The 13,090-nt window shown below is 70.2% G+C and carries 16 protein-coding genes; 7 read left to right on the plus strand and 9 right to left on the minus strand.

Going from position 1 to position 13,090, the window contains the following annotated elements; genetic code table 11:
• Nucleotides 1-5: 5 nt before the first annotated feature.
• Nucleotides 6-1,076, minus strand: coding sequence for a redox-regulated ATPase YchF (gene ychF, locus P5G46_RS03345; RefSeq protein ID WP_239273236.1), 1,071 nt, complete (start codon nucleotides 1,074-1,076; stop codon nucleotides 6-8).
• Between the two features lie 39 nt (nucleotides 1,077-1,115).
• Entirely contained in the window at nucleotides 1,116-1,865 is a 750-nt protein-coding gene (locus P5G46_RS03350) for a class I SAM-dependent methyltransferase (RefSeq protein ID WP_239273225.1), read from the minus strand.
• 128 nt (nucleotides 1,866-1,993) lie between these two features.
• On the opposite strand from P5G46_RS03350, the gene P5G46_RS03355 reads away from it, so the two are divergent.
• Nucleotides 1,994-2,590, plus strand: coding sequence for a 3'-5' exonuclease (locus tag P5G46_RS03355; RefSeq protein ID WP_239273214.1), 597 nt, complete (start codon nucleotides 1,994-1,996; stop codon nucleotides 2,588-2,590).
• 49 nt (nucleotides 2,591-2,639) lie between these two features.
• The gene (locus tag P5G46_RS03360; protein ID WP_408904964.1) at nucleotides 2,640-3,959 is read left to right on the plus strand and encodes a DNA recombination protein RmuC; all 1,320 of its coding nucleotides are present in this window, start codon (nucleotides 2,640-2,642) and stop codon (nucleotides 3,957-3,959) included.
• Nucleotides 3,960-3,972: 13 nt separating this feature from the next.
• Here the strand turns inward: P5G46_RS03360 and P5G46_RS03365 are convergent, their stop codons facing one another.
• Nucleotides 3,973-4,182: a UDP-N-acetylmuramyl pentapeptide phosphotransferase gene (locus P5G46_RS03365; RefSeq protein ID WP_408904965.1), complete on the minus strand. Its 210-nt coding sequence runs from the start codon at nucleotides 4,180-4,182 to the stop codon at nucleotides 3,973-3,975.
• Between the two features lie 253 nt (nucleotides 4,183-4,435).
• A complete protein-coding gene (glpX, locus tag P5G46_RS03370; RefSeq protein WP_239273201.1) occupies nucleotides 4,436-5,425 on the minus strand; it encodes a class II fructose-bisphosphatase in 990 nt (329 codons plus the stop codon).
• A 179-nt stretch (nucleotides 5,426-5,604) separates the two neighbouring features.
• Between glpX and fbaA the strand changes: the two genes are divergently transcribed.
• The gene (gene fbaA / locus P5G46_RS03375) at nucleotides 5,605-6,633 is read left to right on the plus strand and encodes a class II fructose-bisphosphate aldolase (protein WP_239273191.1); all 1,029 of its coding nucleotides are present in this window, start codon (nucleotides 5,605-5,607) and stop codon (nucleotides 6,631-6,633) included.
• A gap of 105 nt (nucleotides 6,634-6,738) precedes the next feature.
• On the opposite strand, the gene P5G46_RS03380 is transcribed toward fbaA, so the two are convergent.
• The 5 genes from P5G46_RS03380 to P5G46_RS03400 are packed head-to-tail and all read right to left on the minus strand — an operon-like array spanning nucleotide 6,739 to nucleotide 10,154.
• Complete coding sequence (locus P5G46_RS03380) at nucleotides 6,739-7,284, minus strand: MOSC domain-containing protein (RefSeq protein ID WP_375095437.1); 546 nt, start codon at nucleotides 7,282-7,284, stop codon at nucleotides 6,739-6,741.
• 9 nt (nucleotides 7,285-7,293) lie between these two features.
• Nucleotides 7,294-8,004 carry an anti-sigma factor family protein gene (locus P5G46_RS03385; RefSeq protein WP_408904966.1) on the minus strand — a complete coding sequence of 237 codons (711 nt, stop codon included), beginning with the start codon at nucleotides 8,002-8,004 and terminating at the stop codon, nucleotides 7,294-7,296.
• Nucleotides 8,001-8,507, minus strand: a complete 507-nt coding sequence (locus tag P5G46_RS03390) for a sigma-70 family RNA polymerase sigma factor (RefSeq protein WP_239273160.1) — start codon at nucleotides 8,505-8,507, stop codon at nucleotides 8,001-8,003. Before P5G46_RS03390 ends, P5G46_RS03385 begins: the two co-directional genes overlap by 4 nt.
• A gap of 49 nt (nucleotides 8,508-8,556) precedes the next feature.
• Nucleotides 8,557-9,096: a DUF6264 family protein gene (locus P5G46_RS03395; RefSeq protein WP_408904967.1), complete on the minus strand. Its 540-nt coding sequence runs from the start codon at nucleotides 9,094-9,096 to the stop codon at nucleotides 8,557-8,559.
• Entirely contained in the window at nucleotides 9,093-10,154 is a 1,062-nt protein-coding gene (locus P5G46_RS03400; protein ID WP_239273142.1) for a 4-hydroxy-3-methylbut-2-enyl diphosphate reductase, read from the minus strand. Before P5G46_RS03400 ends, P5G46_RS03395 begins: the two co-directional genes overlap by 4 nt.
• Nucleotides 10,155-10,221: 67 nt before the next feature.
• On the opposite strand from P5G46_RS03400, the gene xseA reads away from it, so the two are divergent.
• From xseA to P5G46_RS03420, 4 genes are read left to right on the plus strand one after another with little or no spacing between them, the layout of a single operon-like run.
• Complete coding sequence (gene xseA, locus P5G46_RS03405; protein ID WP_375095435.1) at nucleotides 10,222-11,535, plus strand: exodeoxyribonuclease VII large subunit; 1,314 nt, start codon at nucleotides 10,222-10,224, stop codon at nucleotides 11,533-11,535.
• Between the two features lies 1 nt (nucleotide 11,536).
• Entirely contained in the window at nucleotides 11,537-11,776 is a 240-nt protein-coding gene (locus P5G46_RS03410) for an exodeoxyribonuclease VII small subunit (protein WP_036328293.1), read from the plus strand.
• On the plus strand, nucleotides 11,776-12,408 hold the full coding sequence (locus tag P5G46_RS03415; RefSeq protein ID WP_375095434.1) for a DUF4245 family protein: 633 nt from the start codon (nucleotides 11,776-11,778) through the stop codon (nucleotides 12,406-12,408). Before P5G46_RS03410 ends, P5G46_RS03415 begins: the two co-directional genes overlap by 1 nt.
• Nucleotides 12,409-12,416: 8 nt before the next feature.
• Nucleotides 12,417-13,064 carry a carbonic anhydrase gene (locus tag P5G46_RS03420; RefSeq protein WP_239273105.1) on the plus strand — a complete coding sequence of 216 codons (648 nt, stop codon included), beginning with the start codon at nucleotides 12,417-12,419 and terminating at the stop codon, nucleotides 13,062-13,064.
• The last annotated feature ends 26 nt before the right edge of the window (nucleotides 13,065-13,090 follow it).

Here is a 13,090-nt window from a genome sequence, read left to right on the forward strand (position 1 = left end):
GATGCCTAACTGTGGCGGAACTCCACCACGTCGCCGTCCTGCATGACGTAGTCCTTGCCCTCGAGGCGCGCCTTGCCCTTCGCGCGGGCCTCGGCGACCGAGCCGAGCTCGATGAGGTCGGCGAACGAGATGACCTCGGCCTTGATGAAGCCCTTCTCGAAGTCGGTGTGGATGACACCGGCCGCCTGCGGAGCCTTCCAGCCCTTGCCGATCGTCCAGGCACGTGCTTCCTTGGGCCCGGCGGTCAGGTAAGTCTGCAGCCCCAGCGTGTCGAAGCCGATGCGGGCGAGCTGGTCGAGGCCCGACTCGTCCTGGCCGGTGGACGCCAGCAGCTCGGCGGCATCGTCGGGGTCGAGGTCGATCAGCTCGGACTCGATCTTGGCATCCAAGAACACGGCCTTCGCGGGAGCGACGAGCGCGGCGAGCTCGTCCTTGCGGGCCTGGTCGGTGAGGACGGCCTCGTCGACGTTGAAGACGAAGATGAAGGGCTTCGCGGTGAGGAGCCCGAGTTCGCGGATCGGCGACAGGTCGAGACCGGATGCCGAGAGCAACTGCCCGCGCTGCAGCGCGTCCTGCGCGGCCTTCGCGGCATCCAGCACCGAGGGGTCGAGCTTCTTGCCCTTGACCTCTTTCTCGTACCGCGTGATCGCCTTCTCCAGCGTCTGGAGGTCGGCGAGCTGCAGCTCGGCGTTGATCGTCTCCATGTCGCTGGCCGGGTTCACCTGCCCATCGACGTGGACCACATCGTCGTCGGCGAATCCGCGGACGACCTGGGCGATGGCATCCGCCTCACGGATGTTGGCGAGGAACTGGTTGCCGAGGCCCTCGCCCTCGCTCGCGCCGCGGACGATGCCGGCGATGTCGACGAACGACACCGCGGCGGGCACGATGCGCTCGCTGCCGAACACGTCGGCGAGCTTCGTGAGCCGCGCATCGGGAAGGTTCACGACCCCGACGTTGGGCTCGATGGTGGCGAACGGGTAGTTCGCCGCGAGCACCTGATTCTTGGTCAGAGCGTTGAAGAGGGTCGACTTTCCGACGTTGGGAAGGCCGACGATTCCGATGGTAAGAGCCACGGGAGTCCAGGTTACCCGGCCCGCGGTGCCCCCACGGCGTCAGGGACGCCGGGCGCGGAAGGCGTGGGTGACGTAGGGCAGGTCGACCGCTCCCCCGTCGGCGAGTCCGGGGACGGATGCCACGACCCCGTCGACCTCGGCATCGATGCGCGCGCGCTGCTCCGGCGTTGCCGTGATGGTGTCGCTGCGCGAGAAGACGAGGTCGCGCAGCTGCGCGAGGGTGATGCGACGGCTCCACGACCAGGAGCGATGCTCGAGGTCCGCCAGCGGTGCCGCGACGTGCGGGCCACCGGCGGAGATGAGCCGCTCGGCGTTCGACGCTCCCATCGCCGCCGTCAGCCGGTGCACCCAATCGACACGCTCGTCGCGGATGTTCCACACGAGCCCCAGCACACCCCCGACGCGCAGGACCCGAGCGATCTCGCGCGAGCCGGCATCCGGGTCCACCCAGTGCCACGCCTGCCCCATGACGACCGCGTCGAGAGCCGAGTCCGGAAGCGGCAGACGCTCGGCGGTCCCCGCGAACGTCGGGACGCCACGGACGTTCTCGCGCAGCGACGCCAGCATCGCGGCATCCGGATCGATCGCGACCACGTCGGCACCGATCTCGACGACCGCGCGCGTGAGCTTTCCGGTGCCCGCGCCGACGTCGGCGACGCGCAGGGCGCGACCGGGCTCGCGGACGGGGGCGAGCATCCACGCCACCGCCTCGGCGGGGTACTCCGGCCTCCCCGACTCGTAGGCTGCGGCCGCCTGTCCGAACGAGGTCGACTTCTGGCGTTCCGTCATGCGTCGACCCTACGCGCAGGCCCGGGATACCACGCGGGGGCGTCGCACTTCTCGACACCGCGCGGCGCTCGCGCGCGTTCCCGGCGCGCCTCCCCGCCGCGGACGCCACGGCGTCGGAAGGTGGGACCGTGGCTCTGGACTTCACCGCGATCGACTTCGAAACGGCGAATTCCAGCGGCGCCTCCGCGTGCGCTGTCGGTCTCGCCCGCGTGCGAGACGGTCGCGTGGTCGCCACCGCGGCGTGGCTTATCAAACCGCCGGCCGGGCACGATCAGTTCGCCGCGATCAACGTGGGCATCCATGGCATCCGTCCCGCCGATGTCGTCGACGCACCGGACTGGAGCACGCAGCTGGCGCGCCTGACCGCCTTCGCGGGCGCCGACGTGCTCGTGGCCCACAACGCCGGCTTCGACATGTCGGTGCTGCGCCGAGCCTGCGCGGCGACGGGTGACGAGTGCCCGCCGTACCGCTACCTGTGCAGTGTTCAGGTGTCGCGCAAGACCTACACGCTCGACTCCTACCGCCTGCCCCTCGTCGCCGCCGAAGCGGGCTGCTCGCCCTTCGCGCACCACGACGCTCTGGCCGACGCCGTCGCGTGCGCCGAGATCACGATCGACTGCGCCCGACGCGCCGGTGCGGACGACGTCTTCTCCCTCGCCGACCATCTCGGCGTGCGCGTGTCGCAGATCGCGGTCGAGCCCCGGCTCGAGCGCGCCGTCGCCTGATCCCCGCGCGCATCCGGGCGATGTCGGAGGCCTGCGGCACACTGAGCTCATGGATGCCATCGCCCCGATCGTCGCGATCCTCGCCCTCGCCATCGGAGCCGGTGCGGGCTGGTTCCTCGGGTCCGCGCGGGCGACGTCGCGCGCCGCATCCGACCGGGCCGAGCTCGGGGCGCGCGTGGCCGCGGCCGACGCGGCGAAGGCCGGCCTCCAGGCCCAGCTCGAGCACCAGACCACGCTCTACCGCGACCTGGTGGGGCAGACCCGGGCCGAGCAGGCGGCGCGCGAAGAGCGCGAGCGCCGCGAGCAGACGGTCCTGCGCGCGCTCGACCCCGTGCGCGAGACGCTCGACGCGATGCAGCGCAAGGTCGATGGCCTCGAACGCGACCGTGTCGAACAGTACTCCGCGCTCGGCGAGCAGTTGCGCCTCTCCCGCGAGGCCGACGAGGCGCTGCGAGCGACCACCGAAGCGCTGGCCTCGGCCATGCGTTCGGGCAGCACCCGCGGCGTGTGGGGCGAGACCCAGCTGCGCCGCGTGGTCGAGGCCGCGGGCCTCACGCGGAACGTCGACTTCGACCTGCAGTCGTCGATCTCGTCGGACGCCGGCGCCGGACGCCCCGACATGGTCGTCCGGCTTCCGGGCGGCAAGGCCCTCGCGGTGGATGCCAAGGTCCCGCTCGACGCCTATCTGCAGGCCAGCGCGATCCCGGTGACGGCCGCCGGCGACGAGGGCGCACGCCGATCGGTTCTGATGACGAAGCACACGAAGGCGGTCCGTGCGCACGTTGACGCCCTGGCACGGAAGACGTACTGGGCCGGGCTGTCGACCAGCCCCGAGTTCGTCATCTGCTTCCTGCCGAGCGAGTCGCTGTTGTCGGCCGCGCTCGACGACGACCCGACCCTGCTCGAGTACGCCTTCACACGACGGGTGGCACTGGCCTCGCCCGTCAATCTCTGGGCGGTACTGAAGACCGTGGCCTTCACTTGGACGCAGCAAGACGTCTCCGACGAAGCTCGCTCGCTCTTCGCGCTCGGCACCGAACTGTACGAACGCGTCGGCGTGCTCGCGACCCACGCGAGCGACCTGCGTCGAGCGCTGGAGCGGACCGTCGACAGCTACAACAAGTTCGCCGGGTCGCTCGAGTCGCGCGTTCTCGTCACGGCGCGCAAGTTCCCCGGCATCGACGACACGAAGCTGGATGCCGTGGCGGCGCCGTCGGCCATCGAAACAGCACCGCGCCGCTGGACGGCACCGGAACTGATCCCGAGCCAGGGCGAAGACCAGACGAGCGTCAGAGACGACGACGGCGGTGTGACCCACGCCGATCTCGGCGCCGTCCGCGCGCGAGCGGGCCTCCCTCAGGACGAGTAGGAGTGAGCGCCGATCAAGAGCCGCCCGGAACCCAGCTGAGCAGGCTCACCACGGCCGCCGAGACGGCGACGAAGGCACCGACCATCCACCACGCGCTGATCTCGTGGCCCTCGTCGCGGCGCTTACGAAGAAGCACATCGGGACGGCGCGCGGGGTCAACGGCGCTGGCGATGACCGCCTGGGCACCTGTCTGAGGTGCGGTCGAGTTCGTCGGAGCTGTCATGGACGATCCCCCTTCGGGTCTCGGAAGAACGCAGCGTCGCCGTTGACACCGTTGCCAATTCTGCCAGACCGCCCTCTCCGCGGCAGTCACGCTTGCGCAACGACACGCCCGGCTGTACCTGCACGCCGGCTTCCTCTCCACAGGACTCCATCGCGCCGGCATCCGCCCCGCGAGCTGCGGCGCGGTGGTCGGCGCGATGAAGTCTCGGGGAACCGATCCGTCGGCCCCGCGCAGCGAGGGGGTCAGCGAGCGGTCAGAGCCACTTCGACGTGAGGTGTTCCGACGAGATGCGGCGCAGCGTGCCGGACGCGCCACGCAGCACGACACTCTCGGTGTACACGAAGTCGCCCTCGCGGCGCACGCCCTGCACCAGTTGCCCGTCGGTGACGCCGGTGGCCACGAAGATCGTGTTCTTCCCGCGGACGAGGTCGTCGGCCTCGTACACCTCGCCGCCGACCTTCAGGCCGGCGTCGATGCCCTTCTGCTTCTCTTCGTCGTCACGCGGCGCGAGGACGCCCTGGATGTGCCCGCCGAGCGCCTTGATGGCGCACGCGGTGACGATGCCCTCGGGGCTCCCGCCGATACCGACACACATGTCGGTCCGTGCGTTGTGACGGGCGGCGTTGATGCCACCGGCCACATCACCGTCGCTCATGAGGCGCGTGCCGGCGCCGGCCTCACGGATCTCGGCGATGAGCTTCTCATGACGCGGCCGGTTGAGCACCGACACGACGATCTCGTCGACGGGCTTGCCGAGCGACTTGGCCAGCAGACGGATGTTCTCACCGATCGGCAGGCGGATGTCGACCACGCCGACCCCGGCGGGGCCGGTGACGAGCTTGTCCATGTAGAACACGCTGGACGCATCGAGCATCGTGCCGTGGTCGGAGACCGCGATCACCGACAGGGCGTTCTGTCGCCCGGCCGCCGTGAGTGATGTCCCGTCGATCGGGTCGACCGCGACATCGCACCGGGGACCGCGGCCGCTGCCCACGCGTTCACCGTTGAAGAGCATCGGAGCGTTGTCCTTCTCGCCCTCGCCGATCACGATCGTGCCGTCGAAGTTGACCGTGCTGAAGAAGGCTCGCATCGCGTCGACCGCCGCGCCGTCCGCGGCCTCCTTGTCGCCACGACCGATGAAAGGGACCGCGCGGATCGAGGCGGCTTCGGTCGCCCTCACCAGCTCGAGAGCCAGGTTCCGATCGGGATGCAAAGGACTCATGTCGGACGTCAGGCTCACCATGCGGCCCACTGTATGCGCCGCACGTGTGACATTCGAGGGTTTTGCTCCGCTTTCGGCCGAAGGAAACGGCATTCTTAACGCCACGCGAGAACGGACATGATCCTCGCGCTCTCGCGGCGTCACGAACGACGGCCTTCGCTAGAGTGACGATGTCCCCGTCACGACCAAGGAGCACCTCCATGCCCGTCGCCACCCCTGACCAGTACGCCGACATGCTGGACCGCGCGAAGGCCGGCAGCTTCGCGTACCCCGCGATCAACGTCTCGAGCTCGCAGACCATCAACGCCGTGCTCCAGGGCCTGACCGAGGCCGGCTCCGACGGCATCCTTCAGGTCACCACCGGTGGCGCCGACTACTTCGCCGGCCACACCGTCAAGGCCCGCGCGACGGGTGCGCTCGCGTTCGCGAAGTACGTCACCGAGGTCGCCAAGAACTACCCCATCACCGTGGCCCTTCACACCGACCACTGCCCGAAGGACGCCCTGCCCGGATTCGTTCTCCCCCTGCTGGAGGCCTCCGAGGAAGAGGTCAAGGCGGGACGCAACCCCATCTTCCAGTCGCACATGTGGGACGGGTCGGCCGTGCCGCTCGACGAGAACATCGACATCGCCGCCGAGCTCCTCCCCCGCATGAAGAACATCAACGCAATCCTCGAGATCGAGGTGGGCGTCGTCGGCGGCGAGGAGGACGGCGTCGCGCACGAGGGCTCCAACGAAGCGCTGTACACCACGGTCGCCGATGTGACGAAGGCCGTCGAGCGCCTCGGCCTCGGCGAGAACGGTCGCTACATCTCGGCCCTCACGTTCGGCAACGTGCACGGCGTGTACAAGCCCGGCGGCGTGAAGCTGCGCCCCGAACTGCTCGGCGAGATCCAGGACGGGATCGCCGCCAAGTTCGGCACCGGCCCCAAGCCCCTCGACCTGGTCTTCCACGGCGGCAGCGGCTCCACCGACGAGGAGATCGCGCTGGCCGTCTCGAACGGCGTCGTGAAGATGAACATCGACACCGACACGCAGTACGCCTTCACCCGTTCGATCGCCGGGTACATGTTCTCGAACTACGACGGCGTGCTCAAGGTCGACGGCGAGGTCGGGAACAAGAAGCAGTACGACCCGCGCGCGTGGGGCAAGATCGCCGAGTCGGCGATGGCCGTCCGCGTGGTCGAGGCCACGAAGCAGCTCGGCTCCTTCGGCAAGTCGCAGGGCTGAGCCCCGCCACGAACGCCCCGGCTCCGGCCGGGGCGTTCGTGCGTCCGGCATCCGGGTTCCGCGAGACGGACACGCGACACCGCGGGCAGGACGCACGCGGCCGGCTCAGGCGCGGTACATCTGCAGGACCGTGGGCGCGCCGGAGGGCGACGACACGATTGTCACCGGATCGCCCGCGCGGACCTCACCGGCGCGTCGAACGCGCAGGTATGCACCGAGACGGCCCTCATCCGAGAACCGCTTGACCCACCCGCGAGCGGCGGCACCACCCACCCAGCGGGCGAACGTCGCACAGGGCGTGCGCGGCATCGTCACCTCCACTTCGACGCTGTCACCGATGCGCCACACTTCGCCGATGCGTGCGCCGTTGACATCGATGCCCTCCAGTCGCAGGTTCTCGCCGAACCAGCCGGGGGCGAGCTCGCGACCGAGTTCGCGCTCCCAGAACTCGGCGTCGTCCTGCGCGTAGGCGTACACGGCCTTGTCGGGCCCACCGTGGTGCTTCCGGCTCGCCTGAACGTCCGCACGAACGCCGAGGCGCCCAATACGCACGGCGCCCTCGACGGCACGCTTGTCGATCGCGGTCACCCCGACCGACCCGGCATCGGGGCGAAGAGCATGGACAGCGCACACGGCGACGAGGCTTGGCATCCGTCGATGCTAAGGGGTGTCGAACTCCCGGCGCATGACGACGCGATCGCCATCGACGGTGCGGATCTCGATCGCGTCGATCCGGGATGCCGCCACGTCCGTCCCGGCGCTCAGCTCGGTCGTCGAGCCGGGCCCCGCGCGCCAGGTCGAGAGCATCGTGGTCGCACCGGCATCGTCCGTCACGGCGAGAGCGTACGGCCAACCGCCGGGGGGCGCGTCCAGAACCTCACCGGTGTACTCGCAGACGAGATCGATACGCGTCCCCCAGTCGACGGGGGTGAGTCGCACCGACGCTTCCAAGGGCGCCCCGGCGACGTCGTCGAGCAAGTAGACGGTGCCGGCGGTGTCGGCCGGTGCGCTCGTGAGCGCGATGACGCTCGGCACCGCGATGACCAGCGCGGCGGCAGCGGCGGCGCCGGCCGACAGAGCGACCGCCCGGTGGCGACGGCGGCGCGCCGTGCGCACGAAGCGGCCACGAAGGGCGGGGTCGGGGTCGGTCGGTCGGTCACGCCGAACCGGATCGGACGCGTCGATCGCCACGGCCCGCTCGGCCGAGAGTCGGGACAGCAGCCCGGCGGTGGGAGCGAGTTCGGCCACGGCGGATCGGCACAGGACGCATCCCTCGAGGTGCCGCTCGAACTCGCCGCGGTCGGCGGCCGACAGCGCGCCCAGGACGTAGGCGCCGTCCCACGTCGCGAATCGTTCGTGTTCGAGGTTCACCGGGTCACCCCCCGTTCCTGCAGAGCGAGCCGCAGCGCGCGTACGGCGTAGTGCAGCCGGGACTTCACCGTTCCGGCCGGGATCCCCAGCTCCTCCGCCGCCTGGGCGACGCTGCGGCCGCCGTAGTAGGCGGCCACGATGACCGCGCGGTGATCGGGCGTCAGCGTCGCCAGCGCCTCCTCCACGAGGAGCGCGTCGAACATGGCATCCGTGTCGTCTCCGCTCGGCGCCTCCGGGAGCTCGTCCACGGGCAGCTCATGGCGACGACGCGCACTCCGAGCCTCGTCGATGACGAGATTGCGGGCGACCGTGAACATCCACGACCGAAGCCGCGACGGGTCGTCCGCCATGACCCGCGGCGTGCGCCACGCCCGGAGCAGGGTCTCCTGCACGACGTCGTCCGCTCCCGCATGGTCGCCGGTGAGACTCACGACGTAACGCCAGACCGGCGCGGCATGCGCGTCGTACAGCGCGGTCAACTGGGCATGGTCGTTGCGCGCCACCGCCGGCCTCCTCTCGTCGAAGAGAACACGGGATGCCGCGCCCGACGGTTCAGTTCGCGACGACGCCGGTGAGGGCGGAGAGGAAGGCCGGGTCGGCCGTGAGGGCGATCGTGACGCACACGCCCGCCAGGAGCGTCGTGGCGACGAATCCCACCAGCGGGATCCAGAACGCGATGCGGCCGCGACGCAGTCGACGCCACGTGAGCCACGCCGTGAGAACGTACCCGACGCCGTAGACCACGGAGGCCGCGGCTCCCCAGACGTAACCCGCGGAGAGGGCGGTGTACGTCGCATCGACGCCGAGGATCTGAGCGGCGCGTTCCGCATAGCCAGGGAAGTCCTGCAGCTGCACGATCGTCGACACGACCGACACGAGCCCGTAGGCCAACAGCACGAACGTGGCGATCCGATCGGCGAGCGGACCGCGGACGCGAGGGGCGGAGTCGGCGGCGGGTGCGGGCTCGGCGGGCGGGGCGACGCCCGCCTCGAGCGCCTCGGTCACCTCGGGACGCTGGATCCGCGCGCGCTGCTCCTCGGGCGTGGCGTACTCGCCATACTGGGGACGGGGGCGCGACTCGCCGTCGCTCACGCGCGCCCCCGACCACCCAGGGCGCGCTGATCGCGCTTGCCCGAGGCATCCTGACGCAGCTCCTTGGGGAGCGAGAACATCAGGTCTTCCTCGGCCGTGCGAACCTCTTCGACGTCGCGGTAGCCGGCACCGGCGAGCTCTTCGAGCACTTCGGTGACGAGCACCTCGGGTACCGACGCGCCGCTGGTGACACCCACCGTCTCGACGCCCTCGAGCCACTCCTGGCGGACCTCGTCGACGTAGTCGACACGGTAGGCCGCCTTCGCGCCGTGCTCGAGCGCGACCTCGACGAGGCGAACGCTGTTGGACGAGTTCGCCGAACCGACGACGATCACCAGGTCGGCGTCGCGCGCGACCTTCTTGATCGCGACCTGGCGGTTCTGCGTGGCGTAGCAGATGTCATCGGACGGCGGATCCTGCAGCTCGGGGAACCGCAGCCGCAACCGGCGGACGGTCTCCATGGTCTCGTCCACGGAGAGCGTCGTCTGCGACAGCCACACGACCTTGGACGGATCGCGGACCTCGACCGTGTCGGCGTGCTCGGGCGAGTTCACCACGGTGACGTGTTCGGGCGCCTCGCCGGCGGTGCCCTCGACCTCCTCGTGTCCGTCGTGACCGATCAGGAGGATCTCGAAGTCGTCGCGGGCGAATCGGACGGCCTCGCGATGCACCTTGGTCACGAGCGGGCAGGTCGCGTCGATCGCCTGCAGGTGCCGGTCGGATGCCGCGGACACCACCGCGGGCGACACCCCGTGCGCGCTGAAGACGACGTGGGAGCCCTCGGGCACCTCGTCGACCTCTTCGACGAAGATCGCGCCCTTCTTCTCCAGCTCGGTGACGACGTGGATGTTGTGCACGATCTGCTTGCGCACGTACACCGGCGCGCCGTAGCGCTCGAGCGCCTTCTCGACGGCGATGACGGCCCGATCGACACCCGCGCAGTAGCCGCGTGGTGCTGCGAGCAGCACCTTCTTCTGTCCGCGGACCGGGATATCCTGGAGCCGCCCGCGTCGACCCGGGATTCGGGGAACGGGCAGGTGGACGGCAGGTGAGCTCACCCCTCGATTCTACCGGGGCGCCCCTGAACGACGGCCGACCGCCCACCATCGAACCTGACGAGAGACCATGACCTCCTTCCGACCCGAAGCCGTCGAGGGGCAGGCGCCCCCCGCCGACTCCGTGCACCCGCGCGAGTCGCGGAACGATGCGCCCACGTCGGTGTCACGGCTGAACGACACCATCCGCGGGTTCATCGAGCGGTGGGGCTCGGTGTGGGTCGAGGGTGAGATCACGTCATTCAATCGACGCGGCGGCAACGTTTTCGGGCGCCTGAAGGATCTGGGCAGCGATTCGACCGTCGCGTTCCGTATCTGGTCGAGCACGCTCGCTCGACTGCCGAAGGACTTCGAAGTCGGCGACCATGTCGTCGCGTGCGTCAAGGCCGACTACTTCCCTCGCACGGGCGACTTCTCCTTCGCCGTGTCCGCGATGCGTCACGTCGGTCTCGGCGAGCAGCTCGAGCGCCTCGAACGTCTGCGGGTGCAGCTGCGCTCCGAGGGCCTTTTCGACTCCCGCCGCAAGAAGCCGCTGCCCTTCCTTCCGCACTGCATCGGCCTCATCACGGGCGAGAACTCCGACGCCGAGAAAGACGTGCACCGCAACGCCGAGCTGCGGTGGCCGCAGGTTCGCTTCCGCACGCGCTACGCCGCCGTGCAGGGTGACCGGTGCGTCCCCGAGACGCTCGCGGCGCTGAAGGCGCTGGATGCCGACCCCGAGGTCGATGTCATCGTCATCGCGCGCGGAGGCGGCGATCCGCAGACGCTGCTGGGGTTCAGCGACGAGCGCCTCGTGCGCGCCGTGGCGGCGGCATCCACTCCGATCGTGAGCGCCATCGGACACGAGAACGACCGCCCTCTCCTCGACGATGTCGCCGACGTCCGCGCGTCCACGCCGACGGACGCCGCGAAGCGCGTGGTGCCGGACGTCAGCGAGCAGCGTGCGGTGGTGGCGCAGCTGCGGGCACGCCTGACCGGTCGGCTCACGCAGCGCGTGCTGCACGACATCGCCCAGCTGGAGCAGCTGCGTTCGCGGCCGGCGCTGCGCACCCCGCACACGATGCTGACCGCGCGCGCCCAGGACGTGTGGATGCTGTCGACCCGCGGTCGCGACGTCGTGGACCGACGTCTGCAGGCCGAGGATCGCCGGACGCGGGAGCTGCGGGCGTCGCTGCGCGCGCTCTCACCCGAGGCCACGCTCGCGCGCGGCTACGCCATCGCCCAGGTGGAGGGTGGGGGCATCGTGCGCGACGCCGCGCAGGCGCCCGCCGGCTCGCGAGTGGTGGTCACCGTCGCCGAAGGGGCCTTCGGCGCCTCCTCCACGGGTGCGATCACGCCCGATGACTCCCCCTCCGTCGGCGGCCCGCCCGCCGGTCACGCCTAGAATGGATGCCATGACCGCGACGCCCTCCGGCCCCTCCGCCGACGTCGCGTCCCTGTCCTTCGAGCAGGCCCGCGACGAACTCGTCCGCGTGGTCGCCGAACTCGAGCAGGGCGCGCCCACGTTGGAGGAGTCGCTGGCGCTCTGGGAGCGCGGCGAGCAGTTGTCCGCTCGCTGCGAAGAGTGGCTGCTCGGGGCGAAACGCCGGCTCGATGCCGCTCGTGGCGAGGGCGAGGAATCCTGATGGGTCGTGTCGTCGCCGAGCTCGGCCGCCCCGAGACTCCGGAAGAGACGGCGGCCCGCAAGGCCGAGTCCTCCCGCCGCTACCGCTCGAGCAAGACCTTCCGCAATCTCCTGGCTGCGCTGCTGGTGACGGTCGCCGTCGTTCTCGTCGTCATCGCTGCCGTTCCGCGAGGCACACCGGCCCCGCGCCCCGAGCCCGATGTCCCCGCTCTTGCGGCGGACCTGTCCGACGACCTCGGTCGGCCCGCCCTCTCCCCTCAGCTGCCCGACGGATGGCGCGTCAATCAGGCGGTCACCGAAGGACAGGGCGGCATCGAGGCGTGGACCATGGTCTACGTCCGCTCCGGCGAGTCCGGTTTCGTGCGCGTCGCGCAGGGACTCGATACCGGGGAGGAGTGGGTCGCGCAGGTGCTCGGCGGCGCCCCGCGCACGGACTCCATCGAGATCGACGGGATCGCGTGGGATGTCTACGAACCCAGCGATCCCGAACGAGCCGGCAACATCACCTACGCGCTCTCGACCCCGGCCGGACCCGATCAGGTGTTGATCTACGGAGACGCGAGCCCCGAAACCACGGCCATCGCGGCAGCGTCCGTCACCGCGCAGGTGAAAGAACTGAGAGAGATTTCGTGAACGATCGCATGACCCCGCGCGCTGTATGGAACCAGATGCTCGAGGGCAATCGGCGTTTCGTGTCCGGTGAGCCTGCGCACCCGCGCCAGGACGTCGAACGCCGCACCGAACTCGCCAGCTACCAGCGTCCGAACGCCGCCTTGTTCGGATGCTCCGACTCCCGCCTCGCGGCCGAGATCATCTTCGATCAGGGACTCGGTGATCTCTTCGTCGTCCGCAACGCCGGTCAGGTGATCTCCGACTCGGTGATCGGCAGCCTCGAGTACGCCGTGGGCGTGCTCGAGGTCCCGCTCATCGTGGTGCTCGCGCACGACGCCTGCGGCGCGGTCGGGGCAGCGATCGACAGCACCGGCGTCGACGCTCCCACGCTTCCCGCCTACATCTGGCGACAGATCGCCCCCATCGTTCCCGCGGTCCGTCGCGTCCAGCGGAGCGAAGCCGAGGCGGGGCACACCCCCGAGCGCATCGACCCCGAGCTGGTGGGCCGCGAGCACCTGCGCCACACGGTGGCAGACCTGCTGCGCGCCTCCGAACTGATCAGCGAGGCCGTCGCCGATGGCCGGGTCGCGGTCGTGGGCGCCAACTACCGACTCGACGACGGGGAAGCCGTCCCCGTCGTGAGCGTCGGCGACGTGGACGAGTCCCGCGCCGCCTGACAACGCACCACAACGATCTGGAGGAA

This window comes from Microbacterium mcarthurae (assembly GCF_046064585.1).
GTDB classification, from domain to species: Bacteria; Actinomycetota; Actinomycetes; order Actinomycetales; family Microbacteriaceae; genus Microbacterium; species Microbacterium mcarthurae.